Consider the following 22,378-nt stretch of genomic DNA (forward strand, 5'->3'; position numbering starts at 1 on the left):
GGTGCATCGCCATGTCCCGGGTAGAGATCGCCTCCGCTGAGCGAGAGCGTGACGACCGCGTCCAGACCGACGACATGGTCTGGATTCCCGGCGGCACGTTCCGCATGGGCTCCGACCATCACTATCCCGAGGAGGCGCCGGCGCATCGGGCGTCGGTCGATGGCTTCTGGATCGACCGCACGCCGGTGACCAACGCTCAATTCCGCGAATTCGTGCGGGAGACCGGGCACATCACGGTCGCCGAGCGACCGCCCGATCCTGCGCAATATCCGGGGGCGCTGCCGCATATGCTCTACGCCGGCTCGCTGGTGTTTCAGCCGCCGCGCCGCGTCACCACCCTGCGCGACTGGAGCCAATGGTGGACCTTGATGAAGGGCGCGAACTGGCGCCGCCCCTACGGCCCGCGCAGCAACATCAACGTGCTCGGCAGCCATCCGGTGGTCCACGTCGCCTATGCGGATGCGCTCGCCTACGCCAAATGGGCCGGCAAGGAACTTCCGACCGAAGCGGAGTGGGAGTTCGCGGCGCGCGGCGGGCTCGAGGCCGAGGAGTTCGCCTGGGGCAACGCCTTGACGCCCGGCGGCAAGCACATGGCCAACACATGGCAGGGCAATTTCCCGATTCAGAACCTCTGCGAGGACGGCTTCGACCGGACCTCGCCGGTGACCGCGTTTCCGCCCAATGGCTACGGCGTCCACGACATGATCGGCAATGTCTGGGAGTGGACCGCCGACTGGTGGTCCGCCCGTCATGAGGCCGACGCCGCGAAGCCCTGCTGCATCCCGCAGAATCCGCGCGGCGGCCGCGAGGAGGCGAGCTACGATCCCGCCCAGCCCGCCATCAAGATCCCGCGCAAGGTCCTCAAGGGCGGCTCGCATCTGTGCGCACCGAATTACTGCCGCCGGTATCGCCCTGCCGCCCGTCATGCCGAGCCGGTCGACACCTCGACCAGCCATGTCAGCTTTCGTTGCGTGGTGCGCCGACCCGATTCTCAATCGTCACAAAAACCGTTCGACAAGCAAGGAGCGTCAGAATGAGCGATGAGAGCAATATCGTGACCAGGCAGTCCGGTAGTCGCGGAGGGTTGCTTCGTGGCTTGTTCGCGGCGGCGTTGGTCGCGACAAGCCTGGCGCCATTTGCCGGGTCTCCCGCGTCAGCGCAGCAGCCGAACGCGGCCAAGCCGAACATCCTCGTGATCTTCGGCGACGATGTCGGCCAATCCAACATCAGCGCCTACACGCGCGGTGTGGTCGGCTACAGGACGCCGAACATCGACCGGATCGCCAATGAAGGCATGATCTTCACCGACTACTATGCCGAGAACAGCTGCACGGCGGGACGCTCGACCTTCATCACCGGGCAGGCCTGTTTGCGTACCGGACTCTGCAAGGTCGGCATACCCGGCGCACCGGTTGGACTCCAGAAGGGCGACATGACGATAGCCCAAGCGCTCAAGCCGCTTGGTTATTCTACCGGACAGTTCGGCAAGAACCATCTCGGCGACCGGGACGAGTATCTTCCGACGGCGCACGGCTTCGACGAATTCTTCGGAAATCTCTATCACCTCAATGCCGAGGAAGAGCCGGAGCGCCCCTATTTCCCGAAGGACGATCCGGCCTTCGTCAAAGCCTATTCGCCGCGCGGCGTAATCAAGTCGTCCGCCGACGGCAAGATCGAAGACACCGGGCCGCTCACGCGCAAGCGCATGGAAACTGTCGATGACGAGACGACGGGCGCCGCGATCGATTTCATGCAGCGGCAGGCGCGGGCCAACAAACCCTTCTTCACCTGGATGAACTTCACTCGCATGCACATCTTCACGCATGTTCGGCCGGAATATCGCGGCAAGAGCGGCATGCCCGGCAACGAGTATGCCGACGGCATGTGGGAGATGGACCAGAATGTAGGCAAGCTGCTGAAGATGCTCGACGATCTTAAGATCGCCGACAACACGATCGTCATCTTCACGACCGATAACGGTCCGAACGCCTTCACCTGGCCGGATGCGGCGACCACGCCGTTCCGTTCGGAGAAGGACACCAACTGGGAAGGCGCGTTCCGCGTTCCGGCGATGATTCGTTGGCCGGGCCGCGTGAAGGCCGGCGAGACAGCCAACGGCATCGTTTCGGGTCTCGACTGGTTCCCGACCCTGCTTGCCGCGGCCGGCGATACATCCGTCAAGGAACGCCTCTTGAATGGCTGGCAGCCCCAGGGCAACCCGACCACCTTCCGAGATCACCTCGATGGGTTCAATCAACTCGACTACATCACGGGCAAGACGGACAAGAGTGCACGCAGCGAGTTCTTCTACTTCAATGACGACGGCGATCTCGTTGCCACGCGTTTTGACAACTGGAAATTCGTCTACGAGAAGCAGGAGCAGCCCGGACAAATGGATGTCTGGGCCAATCCCTTCAAGCCGCTGCGCGTTCCGAAGATGTTCAACCTGCGCATGGACCCATACGAGCATGCTGAGATCTCGGGCAGCGGTTACGACCAGTGGCGTGTGGAAAATGCCTATCTCGTTGCTCAAGGGGTTATGAGGTCGGCGGCCTTCCTTCAGACGTTTGCCGACTATCCGCCGAGTCAACGTCCGGCGAGCTTCAGCATCGATCAGGTTCGCAGGCAGGTCGACAAGAAGGTTGACGAGTCGTTCAAGAAGCGCGGTCTCGAATAGTCGCGAGGCCCTGCGAGACAGGCCAGTGGTATCGGCCTGTCTCGCACTGTATCCAAGGGGACAAGCGGATGGATGCTCGATCGAGCATAGGGTCTGCATCGACCGCGACCCGAGCACACCGAAAGAATCTGGATGCCGGTGCGAGCCGGAGGCTTGTCGCAGCGGCGCTGGCATTCGTCTCGGGTGCCGCCGGCCTGATCTACCAGGTGATCTGGATCAAGCAGCTCTCGCTCGTCGTCGGCGCTGATGTCTACGCCATCACGACCGCCGTGAGTGCCTTCTTTACCGGCCTGGCGTTGGGCGGCCTGATCTTTGGTGGAAGGGCCGACCGTGCCGGCCAGCCGGCGAAACTCTACATCGCGATCGAGATCGGCATCGGCATAACCGGCGTCGCCACCACATTGATCCTGGCGAATATTGCGCCGGTCTTCGTGGCGATCGAGAGCGCGAGCGGCTTGCTCGCATGGGCCATGGTGTTCGTTCTGGTCGGCATCGCCCCGCTTCTGATGGGTGGGACGCTACCGGTCCTTGTGCGTGCGGTGCTGCGGAATTCCGGCGATGCCGGCCGCGTCGGTGGCCGGCTGTACGCCGCCAACACGGCCGGCGCGATTCTTGGCGCTCTGCTGCCGATGTTTGTCCTCATTCCGCTGTTCGGCGTGCAAGGGACCTCGATCGCGGCGGCGACACTCAATGCCCTCGCGGCGGCGGGGGCAACGGTGCTTGGTCGGATTCCCCTGGCGTCGGCGAGGATCAAGCCTGCCGGCCGCGCGGCGGCGCATCAACCGCGCCGGGTCGGCTTGGCCGTTGCCCTCTATGCCGCCGCCGGCGCAATTGCCCTCGGCTATGAGGTCGTCTGGTCCCAGTCCATCGTTCAGTTCATGAGTACGCGCAGTTTCGCGTTTTCCGTGGTGCTTGCCACGTACCTCGCGGGACTTGCGGCGGGCGCCGCGATCGTTGCGCGGGCAATCGACCGGATCCGCGATCCCTGGAGTGTCTTTGGCCTTCTGATCGCCGCTGCCGGTTTGCTGGCCTTGATCGAGATCGCGGCACTTGGCCATTGGCTCGTGGTCGCGCAGACGGCGACCGAGGCGTTCGTGCTCCGCCTTACCGAAAGCCAGTTCGCCGGCATGTGCGCCCGCTTCGCGGTGGCCGCGTTCTGCATCGTATTCGTGCCGACCTTGCTGCTCGGGGCGGCCTTTCCAGTGGCGCTGCGTCTGGTGGTGCGTGATGCGCATATCGGGCAGGACGTTGGCGCCGTCGTGGCGGTCAATACGCTGGGCGGTGTGGGCGGCGCGCTTCTCACCGGCTTCGTGCTTCTGCCCTGGCTCGGGCTTGTCCACACACTTGCATTGCTCGCAATCGGCGCCGGCCTGCTGGGTGTCTTGGCCTGCTGGGGCGGTCGCTCGAGCCGCACCGGTCTTGGACTGGCAGTCGCGGTCGGCGCAGCCTGCATCGTCGCTGCGGTCGCAACGCCGTCCGACCGATTGGCCCAATTGCTGCCGGCAGCGCGGTCGGGAAAAATTCTCTTCTATGAGGAGAGCCCGGGTGGGACGGTTGCGGTGGTCAACACCGGCCGCTTCCGCCGGCTCTACATCCAGGGCGTATCCAATTCCGGCGACGCCATGCCGTCGCTGCGCTACATGCGGCTGCAAGCGCTCCTGCCTCTCATCATTCACAATGGCGAGCCGAAATCAGCCCTGGTGATCGGCTACGGCACGGGCATCACGGCCGGCGCTCTCTCACAATTCCCTGCTCTCGACAGGAGAGTGGTGGGTGAGCTGCTCCCGGCGGTCCTTCGTGCAGCTCCGATGTTCGACGGCACCTTCAACGCCCAGTCCGATCCGGGATTGGAGAAGCGGTTGGGCGACGGCCGTCGCCTCCTGCAACGCGAGAGCCAGACCTACGACCTGATCACGCTGGAGCCGCCGCCGCCATCGGCGGTGGGCGTCGTCAATCTCTATTCTCGCGATTTTTATCGCCTGGCTTCGTCGCGACTGAACGACGACGGGATTGTCGCGCAGTGGTTGCCGCTGCCAACGCAGAACGACGAGGACACGCGCGCACTGGTTCGCAGCTTCATCGATGTGTTTCCGTACGCGTCTCTCTGGACATCGGAGCTGCATGAAATGTTGCTTGTCGGGTCGCGTCGTCCGATTCAGTTGGATGCGGAGCGAATCAGCGCGAGATTCAATCAGCCCGAAACGTCCGCGGCACTTTCCGCGGTCGGCGTCAACTCGGTCGCGGCGCTGATCGCAACCTGGATCACCGACCGCGACGGGCTCGTGCGCTACGCGGCGGACGCGCCGGCAGTGACAGACGACAGGCCGCGGATCGAATACGCGACATGGGTTCGTCCGGACGAGTTCAGCCGGACGATTTCGCACATCTGGCAGTACCGTAGCGAACCGCCGCTCAAGGGAGCGGACGAGCAATTCACCACTTCGCTGCTGGGCGAAAGGCGAGATCTTGATGCGTTCTATCGTGCCGGCCTCAGCGCCTATGCAGGCAACAGGCAAGCTTACGCGCGCGAGATGGCGAGCCTGAGCCAAGCCGCGAGACGGAACCCCTATTACAGGTGGTTTACGGGGTCCAAGGAGCCGTAGTGCAATGTCAGACCATGCCGCAACAGAGTTAGCGGCCGCCCCGGCGCGGCGAACTGCCAAGGACTCCGCGGCGCGCGAGGCCGTGCTCGATCTCAAGGCGCGCATCGGCAGATCGGTGCTCGGGCAGGATCATCTGGTCGAGAGCATGCTGATCGGGTTGCTGGCCAACGGCAACCTTCTGATCGAAAGCCTGCCGGGACTAGCCAAGACGCGGGCGGTGAAGACGCTGGCGAAGAATCTTGCCGCCGACCTGTCGCGCGTGCAGTTCACGCCGGACCTGCTGCCGTCGGACGTGACCGGCGCGGAAATCTACCTGCAGACCGAGAAGGGCGGCCAGTTCCAGTTCCAGAAGGGGCCGATCTTCGCCAACCTCGTGCTCGCGGACGAAATCAACCGCGCGCCGGCCAAGGTGCAGTCGGCGCTGCTGGAAGCGATGGAGGAACGTCAGGTCACCGTTGCCGGCAAGACCTACAAGATGCCTGACCTGTTCATGGTGCTCGCCACCGAGAATCCGATCGAGCAGGAAGGCACCTATCCGCTTCCCGAGGCGCAGCTCGACCGCTTCCTGATGAATGTCGTGATCACCTATCCCGACGAGGCGACGGAAGGCGAGATCATCAAGCTCAATCGCGCCGAGAATGCGCGGAAGCCGGAAGCCGGAGCTGCCGAGCCGCCGCCGGTGCCGCAGCAGGCGATCCTCGATGCGCGCGGCGAGCTCGACGGCATCTTCGTCTCCGACCTCGCACAGAAATATATCGTCGACCTGATCTATGCGACGCGGTTTCCCGGCCGCTACGGCGAGCCGTTGAGCAAATGGATCCAGATCGGCGCCAGCCCGCGCGGCAGCCTTGCCATCGACCGCTGCGCGCGGGCGCGCGCATGGCTCGACGGGCAGGATTTCGTCACGCCCGACCACATCCGCGCCGTCATCCATGACTGCCTGCGGCACCGCCTGATCCTGAGCTACGAGGCCGTATCGCAGGGCATCAGCCCCGACCAGGTGATCGACAAGATCACCGAGCTTGTCGCTGCAGCGTGAGGGCCGTGATGACGGAGACATCAGCCAGAACGCCCGGTGTCTACGTCAGTCTCGACGATCTGATCGCGCTCGAATTCAGGGATCGCAGGGTTTCGTTCCTGCCGCGCCAGCCGGTGCATAGTCTGCTGTCGGGCCGGTTCGCCTCGCGCATGCGCGGCCGCGGGCTGAACTTCGAGGAGATCAGGGACTATCGCCCGGGTGACGATGTCCGCGAGATCGACTGGAAGGTCACGGCGCGGCTGCAGAAGCCGCATGTGCGCGTCTTCAACGAGGAGCGCGACCGTCAGGCCCTGCTCGTGGTCGATCAGCGGCTGTCGATGTTCTTCGGCAGCCGGCGCGCCATGAAGTCGGTCACCGCGGCCGAGACCGCCGCGATCGGTGCCTGGCGTGTGCTCGGCGTCGGCGACCGGGTCGGCGCGATCGTCTTCAATGACAGCGATGTCGTCGAGCTGGCGGCGCGGCGCAGTCGCGCGACGGTGTTGCAGATATTGTCCACCATCGTCGCGCAGAACCAGGCGCTCGGCGTCGGCCGCGGCATCGTTCCGGCGTCAGGCATGCTCAACCGGGCGCTCGAACATGCCGAGCGGCGGACGATGCACGACGCAACCGTGATCCTGATCAGCGATTTCGATGGCGCCGATAGCGCGACGCGCCGGATGATCGGGGCGATCGCCCGGCATAACAACGTGGTCGCGGTGCTGGTCCACGATCCCTTGCAAAGCGATTTGCCGGCCTCGAGCCGGATGACCGTCACCGATGGCGAGCTGCAGATTCAGCTCGAAGTCGGCCGCGAGAGCGTCCGCAAGAGTATCGCGCAGGCGTCGCAGGAGCGGCTGCGCGGCGTATTCGCGTGGACGCGCGAGCTCGGCATTCCGGTGCTGCCGCTGAGCACGGCCGAGGAAACGGCGCCGCAAATCCGGCGTCTCCTGGGCGGGCTGCCGGCCCGGCACGGACGCGGTGGCGGTCACGCCCGAGCGGAGGCGGCTCTTGGCTGATCCCCAACCCGTCATTGTGGATCCGGTCGCGGGCCTGATCGATATCCCGCTGCCCCCGTCGGTGAGCCTGCTTCCGGCGACATGGGCGTCGCGGATCGTGATCGTGCTGGTTGCCGCGGGGGTCGCCGTTGCGGCGCGGCGCCTGCTGCGGCGTTTCCGCGCCAACCGCTATCGGCGCGCGGCGCTCGCGGAGCTTGACCGGCTGCTGCAGACACAAGGCGGCGCCCCGGAGGGAATGGCGGCGAGCCTCGCGCTGCTGGTGCGGCAGACCGCGCTCGATGCCTTTCCGCGCGAAACCGTCGCACCACTTGCCGGCGCGGGTTGGCTTGCGTTCCTCGACCGCAGCTATGGCGGGGACGAATTCTCGCAAGGCGCGGGACGGCTGCTCGCGACCGCGCCTTACGGGCGGACGACGGCGGATGCCGGCGATCTAACGGCGCTGCAGGATCTGGTGCGGCGCTGGATCAGGGGGCACCATGTTTGAGTTCACATGGCCCTGGATGCTCGCGCTCCTGCCGCTGCCGATCCTCGTGTGGTGGCTGTTGCCGCCGTATCGCGCGCGGCAGGCCTCGGTGATGGTGCCGTTCTTCGACCGCCTTGCGGCGGCAACCGGGCAGACCCCGCAGCGCGGCGCCGTCGTGCTGCAGCGGCGGCGCATCCAGATGGTGACGGCCGCATTGATCTGGGCGCTCGTCGTCGCGGCGCTGGCGCGGCCGCAATGGGTCGGTGATCCCGTCACACGCGAGGTTTCGGCGCGCGATCTCATGCTCGCGATCGACATCTCCGGCTCGATGGACCAGCGCGATTTCCGCGGCAGCGACGGCGCGGTGCTGACGCGGCTCGACGGCGTCAAGCGTGTGGTCGCGGATTTCATCGCGCGGCGGCACGGCGACCGCGTCGCGCTGGTGCTGTTCGGCACCAGGGCCTATGTGCAGGTGCCGTTCACGCAGGATCTGCAGACCGCGACCGCGCTGCTGGCGCAGACCGGGGTCGGCATGGCCGGACAGCAGACCGTGATCGGCGACACCATTGGGCTTGCGATCAAGACCTTCGAGGCAAGCAAGGCGCGACAAAAGCTTCTCGTCCTGCTCACCGATGGCAACGATACGGCGAGCCGCGTCCCTCCGGAGCATGCCGCCGACATCGCGCGCCAGAACGGCCTCGTGATCGACACGATCGGCGTCGGCGATCCGTCGGCGACCGGCGAGAACCGCGTCGATCTCGGCGTTCTGCGGTCGGTCGCCGCCACGACGGGCGGCCATTTCTACCGTGCCGAGGACGGTGCGCAGTTGCAGGCGATCTACGCGGACATCGACCGTCTCGCGCCGGCCAAGCTCGATACGCTGTCATGGCGGCCGAAGCAGCCGCTGTTCCAGTGGCCGCTCGGCGCCGCCGTGGTGCTGTCGCTGCTGCTGTGGCTCGGCCTTTCGCTGGAAAGCGGGCTGGGACGAAGGGGAGCGCCCGGCCATGCATGACGCGGCCGCGATTCCCTTCCATCTGCTGCGGCCGCTGTGGCTGCTCGCGCTGATTCCCGTTGCTGCCGTGTTCGCATGGGTGCGGTGGCGGCAGAGCCCGCAGGCGCAATGGGGCGGGGTGATCGCGCCGCATCTGCTCAACCATCTCATCGTGCAGCCGGGGGCGGGACGCGGCGTCAGCCCGCTTTATCTGGTCGCCGCCGCGCTGTCGCTTGGCATCGTCGCGTTGTCGGGCCCGACCTGGCGGCGTGAGCTGCCGCCCTTCGTCGAGGACAAGGCGCCGCTGATGATCGCGCTGTCGCTCGACGCAACGATGGGGCAGAGCGACGTCGCGCCGACGCGGCTCGAACGCGCCAAGCAGAAGATCAGGGATCTGCTTGCGGCGCGCGCCGGCGCGCGCACGGGGCTGATCGCCTATGCGGGCACCGCGCATCTGGTGATGCCGCTGACCGACGATCGCGCCGTCATCGAACCCTTCCTCGCCGCGCTTGCCCCGGGCCTGATGCCGTCGCCCGGGAAGAACGCCGTCGCGGCGGTGGCGCTCGCCGCAGAAGCGCTCGCGACCGAAACCGTTCCCGGCACGATCCTGCTTGTCGCCGACGACGGTGGCGACGAGGAGGGAGCGGTTCGCCAGGCCGCCGGACGGAACGGCCTGGTCAAGCTGAGCGTCACGCCGAACAAGGGCGAAAGGTTCGCGCTCGGTTCGGACGTCGTACAGGTCAGCATCGACGACGCTGACATCGCGGCGCTCGAGCGCCGGATCGAAACCCGTTATCAGGCCGCGCAGGGTGACGCGTTCGGTACGCAATGGCGCGATGAGGGCTTTTGGCTGCTGCTGCCGATTGCACTGCTCAGCCTGCTCTGGTTCCGGCGCGGCACGACGGTGGCCTGGGTTGTCGCCTTCGTCTGTCTGTCGCACGTGTCGTCCGCGAGGGCGGAGGGGCCGCGCCGTTTTGCCGACCTGTGGCTGACGCCGGATCAGCAAGGACGCATCGCGTTCGATCGCGGTGACTATGCGACCGCGGCCAAGCGCTTCTCCGATCCGATGTGGCGCGGCATCGCCGCCTATCGTGCGTTCGACTTCCTGACGGCCGCGCAGGAATTTGCGCATGTCGATACGCTCGAGGGACGCTTCGCGCTGGGCAACGCCCAGGCGCAGAACCACGCCTATGAGAAGGCGATCGCCGCCTATGACGAGGTTCTGAAGATCGCGCCCGGCCACGTCGCGGCGAAGACCAACCGTGCCATCGTGGTGGCGGCGCTGAAGGCGAAAGAGGAGAAGCGGAAGAAGCAGGAGCAGGACGACAGCGCGCCGCCGGACGAGAAGGCCGACGAGATGCGGGTCGACCCGACCCAGAAGGGCGGCAAGCGGATCGAGGTGAAGCCGACGGATCTCACCACGGCCGGCGCCGCCGAAGCCTGGATGCGCCAGGTCCAGACCACGCCGGCTGACTTCCTCAAGCTGAAATTCGCGATTCAGGACGCGGCGCGGCCGGCGGGGGCGAAGCCATGAGGCAGCCGCTCGCCGCCGCAGCCCTGATGCTCGGACTGCTGATGCCCTGCGCGGCACTCGCGCAGCAAAGCGTGCCGGAGCCGATCCTGCGGGTGACGATCGATCCGCCGCGCGTCGTGGTGGGGCAGGCGGCCACGCTGCGGATCGACGTGCTGGCGCCGAATTACATGACGGCGCCGCCCGAGCTGCCCGACTTCCAGGTCCGCAACGCCGTGACCCGTCAGTTGCGGAGCATCAACGAGAACGAGCAGCGGGACGGCGTCACCTATGCCGGCGTCCGGTTCGAATTCGCTATCCATCCACAGGAGCCGGGCAGCTACGCGATCGCCGGCCAGGCGATCACCATCAAATACGCCGCCGAGCCGCCGGCGACACGCGAGGCCACGCTCGCGCTGCCGCCGATCGCATTTGAGGCCTTCATCCCGGACGCGGCCTCCGCCCTGCAGCCGTTCCTGGCCGCGCGCAATCTGTCGATCGAGCAGACCGTCAATCGCTCGTCGGATCAGCTCAAGACCGGGGATGCCGTGACCCGGACCGTCACCATCAAGGCCGAAGGCATTCCGGCGATGCTGCTGCCGCCGGTGAAGTTCGCCGCGTTCGACGGGCTCAAGCTGTACCCCGCCCAGCCGTCGCTCCAGGACAAGACCGACGGGCGCACCGATGTGCTGTCCTCGGCCCGCACCGACAGCGGCGTCTACATGCTCGAGAAGGCCGGCGATTACGTGCTGCCGCCGATCGACCTGCGCTGGTGGAACATCGACGCGCAGCGCATCGATGTGGCGCATCTCGACCCGGTGACGCTGCACGTGGAGGCGAACCCCGCAGCCGGCGGTGCGTCGTCAATCGGCAGCTCCGGCGCACGCCGGTCATGGGGTGCGCTGCGCGATGTCATCGCCGATCACTGGAAGTCGACCGTAGCCGTGCTGCTGGCGCTTGCCGGGCTCGGCTGGCTGATGCCGCGGACGGTCCGCGCGATCGCGGCGTATCTTCGCCAGCATCGCGAAGCCTATCTGCGCTCGGAAGCGTTCGCCTTCAGGGAGCTGCGGCGCGCCGCGCGCCATGGCGACGCCAAGGCGGTCTACTTCGCGCTGCTCGACTGGCTGCAGCGGTTCGAGCCGGTCGCGCCGCAGCACACGGTCGAGGCGTTCAGGGCCGTTGCCGATGATGCCGCGCTCGATGACGAGATCGGCGCGGTCGAGCGCGAGCTGTTCGCGCCGTCTGCCGGCGCAGCGCGCTGGTCACCGCACCGGCTGCTGCGCCAGGTCGGCGGAGCCCGGCGCAATCTGCGTCGGCGCGCGAGACGCCGCGAAGACACGCGCCTACTTCAGAACCTGAATCCGGTCGGGCTTTCCTCCACCACGTCCTTTGGTCGACCAAAGCCCGCCAGATGAACGAAGCACATTGAGACCGATCGAGCAGAACGCATGATTCGTAATCACCAGAGCGAGCAACCCTAGCGTAACTCAGGAGTATCGAATGACGAGTGAGACGAAGAAACATGACGCCGGCGCCGATTCCACTTGCGGTGCCTCGACCATCGATCGCCGAGCCGTGCTGCTCGGCACGTCATCGCTTGCTGCCACGGCGGCGCTGACGTCGCAGGCTCTCGCGCAGGCCCAGAAGGCCGCACCCGCCGCGGCGCCGGCCGGCGGCCGCAAGCCGAACATCCTCGTCATCTTCGGCGACGACATCGGCATTCCGCAGATCAGCGCCTACACCATGGGCATGATGGGATATCGCACGCCCAATATCGACCGGATCGCGCGCGAGGGCGCCATCTTCACCGACGCCTACGGTCAGCAAAGCTGCACGGCAGGCCGCGCCTCCTTCATCCTCGGGCAGGAGCCGTTCCGTACCGGCCTGCTTACCATCGGCATGCCCGGCGATCCCCATGGCATCCAGGACTGGATGCCGACGATCGCCGACGCCCTGAAGACCCAGGGCTATGCCACCGGCCAGTTCGGCAAGAACCATCTCGGCGACCGTGACGAACATCTGCCGACCAAGCACGGCTTCGACGAGTTCTTCGGCAATCTCTATCATCTCAACGCCGAAGAGGAGCCGGAAGGCTATTTCTATCCGAAGGATCCGAACTTCCGAAAGCAATATGGTCCGCGCGGCGTCATCAAATCGTCCGCGGATGGAAAGATCGAGGACACGGGTCCCCTGAATACCGCGCGTATGCCCACGGTGGACGAGGAATTCCTGGGCGCTGCCAAGGATTTCATCGGCCGCCAGGTCAGGGCGGATCGGCCGTTCTTCGTCTGGTTCAACTCGACGCGCATGCACGTCTTCACGCACCTGAAGCCGTCATCCCTCGGCAAGACCGGCAAGGGCATTCACGCCGACGGCATGGTGGAGCATGACGGGATGGTCGGCGAATTGCTCAAGCAGCTCGACGATCTCGGCATCGCCGAGAACACGATCGTGCTCTACACCACGGACAATGGTGCGGAGCTCGCGCTGTGGCCCGATGGCGCGATGACGCCGTTCCACGGCGAGAAGGGCACGACGTGGGAAGGCGGCTTCCGCATCCCGATGATGGTGCGATGGCCGGGCGTCGTAAAGCCGGGAACGCAATACAACGAGATCATCTCGTTGATCGACTGGTTCCCGACGCTGTGCGCCGCGGCAGGGATTCCGGACATCAAGGACAAGATGAAGACCGGATTCGCCGGCGCAAGCGGCAAGAGCTTCAGGGTTCATCTCGACGGCTACAACTTCATGCCGTTCTTCAAGGGAGAGGCAAAGGAGCCGCCCCGCGATGCGATCTACTATTTCGACCAAGGCGGCAACCTCAACGCGCTCCGGTGGAACGACTGGAAGCTGAGCTTTGCCGTCGCATCGAAGGGCAATATTGCGACAGCCACCCGCGAAGTGCCCTCATGGGCGCTGATCGCCAATCTGCGCATGGATCCCTACGAGCGCGGCATGGAGGAAGGCGGCGGAGCGATCCAGTTCCTCGCCCAGAACATGTGGCTGATCGTGCCCGTGCAGGGGAAGATCAAGGACTTCTTCTCCGACTTCGATCAGTTCCCCTACCAGGGGGGCAGTTCGCTGAACGCAAGCGGCATCAATTACGGGCTGCTTCGACAGCAGGCGGCCTTGAAGCGGCTCAACGAGCTGGAACGCATGAAGCCGCAGTGATGCGGGAAGAGCAACGGACGGAAAGAGGGAAAGTGCGATGATGGTTCGGCTTGCCGCTGTGCTGCTTGCGGGTCTTGTGGCCATCTCCGTTGCGGTGGCACAGCCGGCGGATCCCTTGCCGTCCTGGAAAGACGGCGCGGCGAAATCGGCGATCGTCGATTTTGTCGCGCGCGTCACGACGCAGGGCGGGCGGGATTTCGTGCCGCCGGCCGAGCGGATCGCGACATTCGACAATGACGGCACGCTGTGGACCGAGCAGCCGTTCTATTTCCAGCTCGCCTTCGCGTTCGACCGCGTCAAGGCGATGGCGCCGGTGCACCCGGACTGGAAGACGCGGCAACCGTTCAAGGCGCTTCTCGAGAAGGACACCAAGGCGCTGGCCGCGAGCGGCGAGAAGGGCCTCCTGCAGATCATGGCGGCGACGCATGCCGGCATGACCACCGATGCGTTCGCAAGCTCGGTGCGCGACTGGCTCGCGACCGCCAGGCATCCGCGCTTCAACCGGCCGTATGACAGCCTGGTCTATCAGCCGATGCTGGAGCTGCTGGCCTATCTCAGGGCCAACGGCTTCAAGACCTTTGTCGTTTCCGGCGGCGGCGTCGAATTCATGCGGCCGTGGATGGAGAAGGTCTACGGCATCCCGCCGGAGCAGGTGGTCGGCTCGTCCGGCGTGGTCAAATTCCAGGTCGGCCCCGACGGCAAGCCGGTCCTGATGAAGCAGGCCAAGGTCGAGTTCATCGACGACGGCCCGGGCAAGCCGGTCGGCATCAACCGCTTCATCGGCCGCCGTCCGATCTTCGCGTTCGGCAACTCCGATGGCGATCTGCAGATGCTGCAATGGACCGTGGCGGGACCGGGCGCGCGCTTCGCCGGCATCGTGCACCACACCGACGAGGTTCGCGAATACGCCTATGATCGTCAATCCAAGGTCGGCAAGCTCGACAAGGCGCTCGACGCGGCCGCCGCGTCCGGCTGGACCGTGGTCGACATGAAGCAGGACTGGAAGGAGATCTTTCCACCCCTGGCCACGGCCGGTGCCGCGAAGGAGACGAAGCCATGAGCGGTTACGACATCTTTGCCTGGATCGTGCTGGTCATCCTGGTTGCCAGCGCGATCGCGGTGTTCTGCATCGCCGGCTGGCTGCCGGGGCACATCGCGAAATCGCGCAATCACCCCTATGCGCAAGCCGTGATGGTCGCCGGCTGGATCACTTTGATCTGCGGCTTTGCGCTGTGGCCGATCGCGTTCATCTGGGCCTATGTCGATGTGCCGGCGCCGCGCCGGGCGGGAGATGCGTGATGGGTGTCGCGATCTTCAACGTCTATCTTGTGCTGCTGTTCCTCTTGGTGCATTTCAAGATCGTGCGCTTCAACCTGTTCTGGAAGGCGTCTCCCTTCATCGTACTGGTGCTGCTGCTGTTCGGCCTGCTGGTGCCAATGGGCTGGGGCGCGCCGCAGGGCTCGGCGCTGGTCGCGCGCAACGCGGTGTCGATCGTGCCTGACGTCGCGGGTGAGGTGACCGAGGTGCCCGTCGTCGCCAACGTGCCGCTGAAGGCCGGTGACGTTCTGTTCAAGATCGATCCGACGCCCTATGACGCGCAGGTCAAGGCGATCACGGCGCAGCTCAAGCTGTCGAAGACGCGGCTGGCGCAGATGACGACGCTCTACGAGCGCGATGCGGGGCGCGGCTTCGACGTCGAGCAGCGGCAGTCCGAGGTCGATCAGCTCAGCGGACAGCTCGAGGCCGCGCAGTGGAACAGCGACAAGACGGTGGTGCGCGCGCCGGCCGACGGCTACGTCACCAACCTCGCGCTGCGCAAGGGCGCGCGGGTCGCGAACCTGCCGCTGTCGCCGGTGATGGCGTTCATCGATACCTCGAACACGATCATCGGTGTCGAGATCAACCAGATCGATGCGCGCTACGTCGCGCCCGGGCAGGAGGTCGAGGTGACCTTCAAGTTCGCGCCAGGGCAGATCTATTCCGGCAAGGTCGAGAGCGTGCTGCAGGCGGTGGCGACCGGCCAGGTCACGACCTCGGGCACGGCCGTTGCGCCGAAGGCGATCGAGGCCGTGCCCTTCGTCGTGCGCGTCAGGCTCGACGATGCCGCGTTCGCCAACCGCCTGCCGGCCGGCTCGACCGGAACGGCGGCGATCTACACCGACCATCTGAAGCCGACCCACGTCGTGCGCCGCGTGATCCTGCGGCAGCTCGCGATCGTCAATTATGTGAATCCGTTTTGAGTGATGGAGATTGTCATGAAGCCATTGATCGCCGGAGGACTTGCGCTGATGATGGCGACCGCATCAACGTATGCCCAAACGCTGTCCAGCGACGATCTCAACCGCCGCATGATCGAGCGCCGCGCTGTCGAGGCCGTGATCTGGGGCATTCCCGCGGTCAATACCGATCTGATGCGGCAGGAGATGCTGACCAGGACGCCGGGCAAGGTGGGGCAGGTGATCTATTGGGGGCGTCCGCTTGATTGGCATAACCAGACGCTGACGCCGAATCCGGACGCGCTGTACTTCATGACGTTCTTCGACACGCGGAATGGTCCGATCGTGCTCGATCTCCCGCCTGGCAATACGAACGGATCGTTCAACGGCAATATCGTCACGGTCTGGCAGATGCCGCTCGAGGATGCCGGCCTGCTCGGCGTCGACAAGGGTGCCGGCGGCAAGTTCCTGATTCTGCCGCCGGGCTACAACGGCCCGAAGCCCGACGGCTACATCGCGCTGCAGTCCGACACGTTCGGCGGCTACATGCTTCTGCGCTCCAACCTCAAGAGCCACGGCGATGCCGACGTCCAGGCCGCAGTCGCCTACGGCAAGCGCATGAAGGTCTATCCCCTGGCGCAGGCGGCCAGCCCGCCGGCGACGGTGTTCAGCGACGTGAAGGACACCGATTTCGATTCCACCATTCGCTACGACGCGGCTTTCTTCGAGCACCTGAACCGGATCATACAGGACGAGCCGTGGATCGACCGGGATCGGGTGATGATCGATAGCCTGAAGTCGATCGGCATCGAGAAGGGAAAGTCGTTCGCTCCGTCCGAGGCGATGAAGACGGTGCTTGCTTCGGCGGCGAAGGAGGCGGGTGCCTGGCTGGCGGCGAAATACGACGCCGGCCTGCCGCCGTTCTTCTCTGAGACCAGCCGCTGGACGTTCCCGGCGCCGCCGGACGTCGTCAAGGCCTACTCCGACGGGTTCGCCGATCTGAACGCATACCCGACCGACAGCCGCGCTCTCGCTTACAGCTACGCCTATATCGGCATCAAGCGCCTGGGCGCCGGTCAGTTTTATGCGATCTCGATCCGCGACAAGGCGGGCGATGCCTTCGACGGCAGCAAGACATACCGCCTCAACGTCCCGGCCAATGTTCCGGTCGAACAATACTGGTCGGTGACCGCCTACGATCGCGCGACCCATGCGTTGATCAAGAACGTCGCTCGGGCCAGCCGGTCCTCGCAAATCCCCGACCTGAAGAAGAACCCGGATGGCTCAGTCGACATCTATGTCGGGCCGGCGGCTCCGGCCGGGCAGGAGACGAACTGGCTGCCGACCGACCCCGCGCGCAAGTTCGAGCTGATGGCGCGCTTCTACGCGCCAAAGAAGGAGTTTTTCGACAAGGTGTGGAAGCTACCCGACGTGGAAAAGATCAATGCCACGGTTGGAAATGGAGTGAAGCAGTGAAATTCAGATATCTGTTGGCCGGTGTCCTTTGCCTCGCGGGCCAGAGCACATCGCTCGCGCAATCGCCAGTGCCTGTCACGGTGGACAATTTTGCCCGTGCCGAGTCCGATCTCTATCTGGGCAATCTCGCCAAGGGGGTCGGCCTCGGAAAGCTCAACCATCGCCGCGAGCCGGCCAGCATCGACAACCAGACCGTCATCCGGCTCAACCGCGATACGCTCTATACATCAGGGGTGTTCGACCTCGACGCCGGGCCGGTGACGATCACGATGCCGGACCCTGGCAAGCGCTATATGGCACTGCAGGTGATCAGCGAGGATCATTATGTGCCCGCGGTCTATTACGGTGCCGGCAAGCGCACGCTGACGCGCGACAACGTCGGCACGCGCTACGCGGTGGTCGGAATTCGGACGCTCGTCAATCCAAACGATCCGAAGGATCTCGAACAGGTCCACGCGCTGCAGGATGCCATCAAGGTCAGCCAGAAAGGTACCGGCAAGCTCGAACTTCCGAACTGGGACCCCGCCAGCCAGAAAGCCATTCGCGAAGCGCTGCTTGCGCTCAATGATTACACCGGAGGCTTTGCGCATGCTTTCGGACCCAAGGGGCACGTCGATCCTGTCAGGCATCTGATCGGCACGGCCGCCGGCTGGGGCGGCAATCCCGACAAGGACGCCACCTATCTGAGCATCACGCCTACGAAGAATGATGGCACGACGGTCTACAAGCTGACCGTCCGCGACGTTCCCGTCGACGCGTTCTGGTCGATCAGCGTTTACAATGCCAAGGGATATTTCGAGAAGAATCCCTATGACGCCTACACGCTGAACAACATCACGGCAAAGAAGTCCGCTGATGGCTCGATCGCGGTCCAGTTCGGCGGCTGCGACGGCAAGCTCCCGAATTGCCTACCGACCATGAAGGGCTGGAACTATACGGTCCGGCTCTACCGGCCGCGTGCGGAAATCCTGAACGGCAAATGGAAGTTCCCGGAGGCGCAGGCGGTCAACTGAAGCGCGAGCGAATCCGCTATGATGGCCTGAGCGAAGTGGGGAGATCAGGATGAGGATGGTCAGAAATCACAGGTGCGCCGCACTGGGCATAGCTGGCGCACTCGCACTGTCGGCAGCGCCGCGCACGGCGTCGGCCGACGCCGGCGGATTGAGCTTCTGGCTGCCCGGCGCGTTCGCGAGCCTGACCGCGGCGCCGGCGATGCCCGGCTGGGCCTATGAGACGATCTACATTCACCTCGACACAAGCGCCAACGCGGGCAAGAATTTCGTCATCGGCAACCGTGTGCCCGGATCGGTCGTCGCTGGTCTCAACGCGCATGCCGACGTTCTCGTGGAAGGATTTACCTACACCTGGGCTCAGTCGGTGCTTGGGGGCCAGGCCGCCGTAACCTTCCTTGCCGCGCCGGGAAATGTCGGCGTCGGCGTCGACGCGACGTTGACGGGGCCGCGGGGCAATACGGTCTCGGGCGTCGCAACCGACAACCGCAACACGGTCTCCGATGTCTTCTACCAGGGCACGCTGAAATGGAATCAGGGTGTCAACAACGAGATGGTCTACATCTTCGGCAACATCCCGAGCGGGACCTATGACAGCAGCCGCCTCGCCAATCTCAGCTTCGGATTCACTGCGATCGATGTCGGCGGCGCCTACACCTATCTCAATCCGGAAACCGGCCAGGAGTTCTCGGTGCTGGCGGGCGTCACCTACAACGGAATGAACAAGGATCTGCAGTACCAGAACGGCATCGACTTCCACGTCGACTGGGGACTTTCGAAGTTCGTCGCCAAGAATGTGCATGTCGGTGTCGCCGGCTACTATTTCCAGCAGCTCACCGGAGACAGCGGTGCCGGCGCGAAGCTCGGTGATTTCAAGGGACGCGTCGCCGGCATCGGCCCGCAGGTCGGATTCATCTTTCCGGTGGCCGACGGCTATCAGGGCTATCTGAACCTTCGTGGCTACAAGGATTTTGCCGCCGAGAATCGGCCCGAAGGGTGGACGGCCTGGGTGACGTTCCAGCTCTCGCCGGCCGCGCCGGCTACGACACCGACGAAGCCGATCGTGCGCAAATATTAGCGGAGGCGAACGACGAGCTCGATGAGTGATGCGCGCGAGACCGGCCGGGGGCCGGTTCGTATCGGCTTCCGTACATCGATCATCACGGTGGTCATTGCCGCGGTGCTGGTGGTCGGACTGACGCTGGTCTATCTCAGTTTCAGGCGGGTCTCGTCGATCACGCAGATGGCTGCGAGCACCTTCATCGACAAGGTGGGGCAAATCGGCGCCGATCGCATCGACGCGCAGTTCAAGAATGTGCGCGACAGCCTCGAGATCCTGGCGGGAATTCCGGCCATCCAGGAGGCCGACGTCGCCGATAACGTCAGGCTCTACGCGCTGCTCGCCTCGATGCTGCGCAACAATCCGCAGATCTTCAACCTCTATGTCGGCTATGAAGACGGCTCCTTCCTTGAGATGGACGTCATCGATCGCGCCAAGCCGCAATTCCGCACGGCGCTGAATGTCGCCGCCGACGCCGTCTACCGCGTCGTCGTCATTGCCCGCTCCGGGGCGGCCGCCGCGGCACCGGTGACGCTGTTCCTGTCGGAAAACCTGACCCAGGTCGCGAAGGTGGCGGGGCCGCACAGCTACGACCCGCGGCGGCGTCCCTGGTATGTCGATGCTTTAAAGGATCGCAAGACGCTGCTCACCGGGCCCTATGTGTTCTACGCGACCGGGGAGCCCGGCTACACGCTGCGCACGCCGCTCAGGGAGGGCCGCCGCGGGGTGGTGGCCGCCGACCTGCTGCTCAATCGCCTCGAGGAGATGCTGAGCCGGCAAAAGCTCGGAAAATCCGGGCTGGCCTTCCTGTTCAACGACGCCGACCGTATCGTCGGGCATCCCGAGATGCGCGAGCTGATGACGGAACGCAGCGACGCATTGCCCCGGATCGACGTCCTCAAGCTTCCCGGCCTGTCCGCGGCGATCCAGGCCTGGCGCAGCGACGGGCTGGCCCAGCAGTTCTTCACCGACGCTGACGGACGGACCCTCGTCGCGGCCTTTCACCGCATCGAGACGGCCGGTGCGGCTAACATCCATCTCGCGGTGGTCGCCCCGCTCGACGAGTTCTTCGCCAAGATCATCTCGGAGCGGCGCGCGCTGTTCGCCGTCGCGCTCGGCTTTGTGATCGCGATGTTGCCGTTCGCGTTCTGGCTCGGCTCGCTGCTCGCCCGATCGCTGCGCGAGCTGGCGCGGCAGACCGACGAGATCCAGCGCTTTCAGCTCGCCGACCGGCCGCGGATGCAATCGGCCATCGACGAGATCGATGAACTGGGGCGCTCGGTGTTTACGATGCGCACCGTCGTACGCAACTTCTCAAGCTTCATTCCGCAGCCGATCGTCCGTCAGCTGATGCAGTCCGGAGCCTCGCTGCAGCTCGGCGGCATCAGGCGCGAGGTCACGGTTCTCTTCACCGACGTCGCCGACTTCACCGCGAAGACCGAGAAGGCGGACCCCTCCCAGGTCATGATCTTCACCTCGCGTTATTTCGCCGCGATGTCGGAGGCGATCATGAAACACCATGGCACCATCGACAAGTTCATCGGCGACGCCGTGATGGCACTGTGGAACGCGCCGGACGAGGATCCCGATCACGTCGTTCATGCCTGCGAGGCCGTGCTGGACTGCGTTCATCGCAATGCCGAGCTCAACCGGGCTTTCCGCAGCGAAGGCTGGCCGGCCTATGGCACGCGGTTCGGCCTGCATCTCGGCGATGCCGTGGTCGGCAATGTCGGCTCCGCCGCCCGCATGAGCTACACCGCGCTCGGCGCCACCATCAATCTGGCCTCGCGTCTCGAAGGCCTCAACAAGAACTACGGCACGCAGGTCCTGGTGAGTGCAGCCGTGAAGGCGCGTGCCGAACACAGATTCGCGTTCCGCAGCGTCGACCAGATCCGGCCGAAGGGCTTTGCCGACGCGATCACGGTCTACGAGCTGTGCGGCGAACGCGGCGATTCGGAGCTGACGTTCTGCGCACGCTGGGAGGCCGTCTACAGTTCGATCCGGTACGCGGAGCCCGCCGTGGCGGCGCTGCGCGTTGCCGATTTCCTGGTCGAGTACCCCGGGGATGGCGTCGCGCAATACCATGCCGAACGGCTGCGCAATGCGGTTCAGCAACCGTTGCTTGATCTACCCGTGCCCTGAGATGCAGGGTGAGGAATTTTGATCCGACCTCGATCTTCCAGGGCCGCTTCGGTCATCGATCGGGTCGCGCGATCGCCGATGCGATCGTTTCGGCCGCCCCCGCAACAGGGGCGCGTAACGCCGGTGGCTAGGCCGCCATCAGTTGCTGAAGCGCAACAGCTTGCTCACGGGTCTGGAATGCGATGGCGGTGTGGGTAAAGCCCGACGAGGCCTGGGTCTGCGCGATATGATTGAGGACCTCGTTGCCCTTGACCACGTGAAGATCCATTCCCTGGCCGGCCGGGAAAATCCCCAGAACGACGTCGTAGGCCTCGATGATGGCCTTCAAGGCGCCACCCTTGTCTTCCGACGCGTCGATAAAGATACGAACATCCGCGGCGATACTACGAAGTTCGTCAAAGTCGATCACTGGAAGTCTCCCATACGCAACTCACTGATCGATCCTAGCTACAACTTGCTTACTGAAACATAAATTACGCGGGGTTCCTCACCGGACAAGTGTCGCTAGGCGCCGGTCGGCGGCCTCCGCTTCGCAATGCGTTTGACCGGCGCATGGGCCGGCACGGCATTCGAGGTCTGGTCGGCCATGTGGGGAATGCGGTGCTCGATATGCGCCACGACCCGGAAGAAACTCTCCAGCGCCTTGGCGTCGAGACCGGCCGTGAGGTTGCTGTGCCGGCGCAGGATTTCATCCAGACTGCGGTCGAGCAGCGCCACGCCCTGCGATGTCAGCCGGATCTCGGTCCGGTTCCGGGCGCTGCCTCGCACCGGCGTCAGCTCGATCAGGCCCTTTTTCCTCAGCGAGGTTGTCTCGCGGCTGACGACGGCCTTGTCGAGTTGCGCATTGGTCCAGATGTCGTAGGCGCTTGCCGGCTCATGCTCCCTGAGAAAGGACAGCACCCGCCATTCCGCGAGCGATACGCCGTAGGCTTGCGGGAAGAAGGCATTGGCATTGGCGCGCAACTTCGCGACCAGGCTGGACAGCACCGTGGGCACGTAACGTTCGAAATCGATCACCAGCTCCG

The 22,378-nt window shown here is 65.0% G+C and carries 19 protein-coding genes; 17 read left to right on the plus strand and 2 right to left on the minus strand.

Features of this window, described 5'->3' with window-relative positions; genetic code table 11:
- The first annotated feature begins 11 nt into the window (after positions 1-11).
- The 17 genes from J2R78_RS26000 (at position 12) to J2R78_RS26080 (ending at position 21,353) form a co-directional block, all read left to right on the plus strand.
- The gene (locus J2R78_RS26000) at positions 12-1,037 is read left to right on the plus strand and encodes a formylglycine-generating enzyme family protein (protein WP_253607334.1); all 1,026 of its coding nucleotides are present in this window, start codon (positions 12-14) and stop codon (positions 1,035-1,037) included.
- Positions 1,034-2,677 (plus strand): arylsulfatase, encoded by a 1,644-nt coding sequence (locus tag J2R78_RS26005; RefSeq protein WP_253607335.1) that lies wholly within the window; start codon positions 1,034-1,036, stop codon positions 2,675-2,677. The genes J2R78_RS26000 and J2R78_RS26005 overlap by 4 nt, the downstream gene beginning before the upstream one ends.
- A gap of 68 nt (positions 2,678-2,745) precedes the next feature.
- Complete coding sequence (locus J2R78_RS26010; RefSeq protein WP_253607336.1) at positions 2,746-5,280, plus strand: fused MFS/spermidine synthase; 2,535 nt, start codon at positions 2,746-2,748, stop codon at positions 5,278-5,280.
- 4 nt (positions 5,281-5,284) lie between these two features.
- A complete protein-coding gene (locus J2R78_RS26015) occupies positions 5,285-6,319 on the plus strand; it encodes a MoxR family ATPase (protein WP_253607337.1) in 1,035 nt (344 codons plus the stop codon).
- 8 nt (positions 6,320-6,327) lie between these two features.
- Complete coding sequence (locus J2R78_RS26020) at positions 6,328-7,314, plus strand: DUF58 domain-containing protein (protein WP_253607338.1); 987 nt, start codon at positions 6,328-6,330, stop codon at positions 7,312-7,314.
- Positions 7,307-7,798, plus strand: a complete 492-nt coding sequence (locus J2R78_RS26025; RefSeq protein ID WP_253607339.1) for a DUF4381 domain-containing protein — start codon at positions 7,307-7,309, stop codon at positions 7,796-7,798. The genes J2R78_RS26020 and J2R78_RS26025 overlap by 8 nt, the downstream gene beginning before the upstream one ends.
- Positions 7,791-8,789, plus strand: a complete 999-nt coding sequence (locus tag J2R78_RS26030) for a VWA domain-containing protein (protein WP_253607340.1) — start codon at positions 7,791-7,793, stop codon at positions 8,787-8,789. The genes J2R78_RS26025 and J2R78_RS26030 overlap by 8 nt, the downstream gene beginning before the upstream one ends.
- The gene (locus tag J2R78_RS26035; RefSeq protein WP_253607341.1) at positions 8,782-10,302 is read left to right on the plus strand and encodes a VWA domain-containing protein; all 1,521 of its coding nucleotides are present in this window, start codon (positions 8,782-8,784) and stop codon (positions 10,300-10,302) included. The genes J2R78_RS26030 and J2R78_RS26035 overlap by 8 nt, the downstream gene beginning before the upstream one ends.
- Positions 10,299-11,693 (plus strand): BatD family protein, encoded by a 1,395-nt coding sequence (locus tag J2R78_RS26040; protein WP_253607342.1) that lies wholly within the window; start codon positions 10,299-10,301, stop codon positions 11,691-11,693. The genes J2R78_RS26035 and J2R78_RS26040 overlap by 4 nt, the downstream gene beginning before the upstream one ends.
- Positions 11,694-11,778: 85 nt before the next feature.
- A complete protein-coding gene (locus tag J2R78_RS26045) occupies positions 11,779-13,449 on the plus strand; it encodes an arylsulfatase (RefSeq protein WP_253607343.1) in 1,671 nt (556 codons plus the stop codon).
- 37 nt (positions 13,450-13,486) lie between these two features.
- Positions 13,487-14,509, plus strand: coding sequence for an HAD family phosphatase (locus J2R78_RS26050; RefSeq protein ID WP_253607344.1), 1,023 nt, complete (start codon positions 13,487-13,489; stop codon positions 14,507-14,509).
- Positions 14,506-14,748, plus strand: coding sequence for a DUF3302 domain-containing protein (locus tag J2R78_RS26055; protein WP_168856266.1), 243 nt, complete (start codon positions 14,506-14,508; stop codon positions 14,746-14,748). Before J2R78_RS26050 ends, J2R78_RS26055 begins: the two co-directional genes overlap by 4 nt.
- On the plus strand, positions 14,748-15,689 hold the full coding sequence (locus J2R78_RS26060; protein ID WP_253607345.1) for an HlyD family secretion protein: 942 nt from the start codon (positions 14,748-14,750) through the stop codon (positions 15,687-15,689). Before J2R78_RS26055 ends, J2R78_RS26060 begins: the two co-directional genes overlap by 1 nt.
- 15 nt (positions 15,690-15,704) lie before the next feature.
- Positions 15,705-17,141: a DUF1254 domain-containing protein gene (locus tag J2R78_RS26065; protein ID WP_253607346.1), complete on the plus strand. Its 1,437-nt coding sequence runs from the start codon at positions 15,705-15,707 to the stop codon at positions 17,139-17,141.
- A complete protein-coding gene (locus J2R78_RS26070) occupies positions 17,138-18,154 on the plus strand; it encodes a DUF1254 domain-containing protein (RefSeq protein ID WP_375167060.1) in 1,017 nt (338 codons plus the stop codon). The genes J2R78_RS26065 and J2R78_RS26070 overlap by 4 nt, the downstream gene beginning before the upstream one ends.
- A gap of 49 nt (positions 18,155-18,203) precedes the next feature.
- Positions 18,204-19,229 carry a transporter gene (locus J2R78_RS26075; protein WP_375167061.1) on the plus strand — a complete coding sequence of 342 codons (1,026 nt, stop codon included), beginning with the start codon at positions 18,204-18,206 and terminating at the stop codon, positions 19,227-19,229.
- Between the two features lie 21 nt (positions 19,230-19,250).
- Complete coding sequence (locus J2R78_RS26080; protein ID WP_253607347.1) at positions 19,251-21,353, plus strand: adenylate/guanylate cyclase domain-containing protein; 2,103 nt, start codon at positions 19,251-19,253, stop codon at positions 21,351-21,353.
- 127 nt (positions 21,354-21,480) lie between these two features.
- Here J2R78_RS26080 and J2R78_RS26085 read toward each other — a convergent pair whose 3' ends face one another.
- Both J2R78_RS26085 and J2R78_RS26090 read right to left on the minus strand, forming a co-directional pair.
- Entirely contained in the window at positions 21,481-21,762 is a 282-nt protein-coding gene (locus J2R78_RS26085) for a hypothetical protein (protein ID WP_057021052.1), read from the minus strand.
- Positions 21,763-21,857: 95 nt separating this feature from the next.
- The gene (locus J2R78_RS26090) at positions 21,858-22,370 is read right to left on the minus strand and encodes a MarR family transcriptional regulator (protein WP_253607348.1); all 513 of its coding nucleotides are present in this window, start codon (positions 22,368-22,370) and stop codon (positions 21,858-21,860) included.
- Positions 22,371-22,378: the final 8 nt, after the last annotated feature.

This window comes from Bradyrhizobium sp. USDA 4538 (assembly GCF_024171045.1).
Taxonomy (GTDB): Bacteria; Pseudomonadota; Alphaproteobacteria; order Rhizobiales; family Xanthobacteraceae; genus Bradyrhizobium; species Bradyrhizobium australafricanum.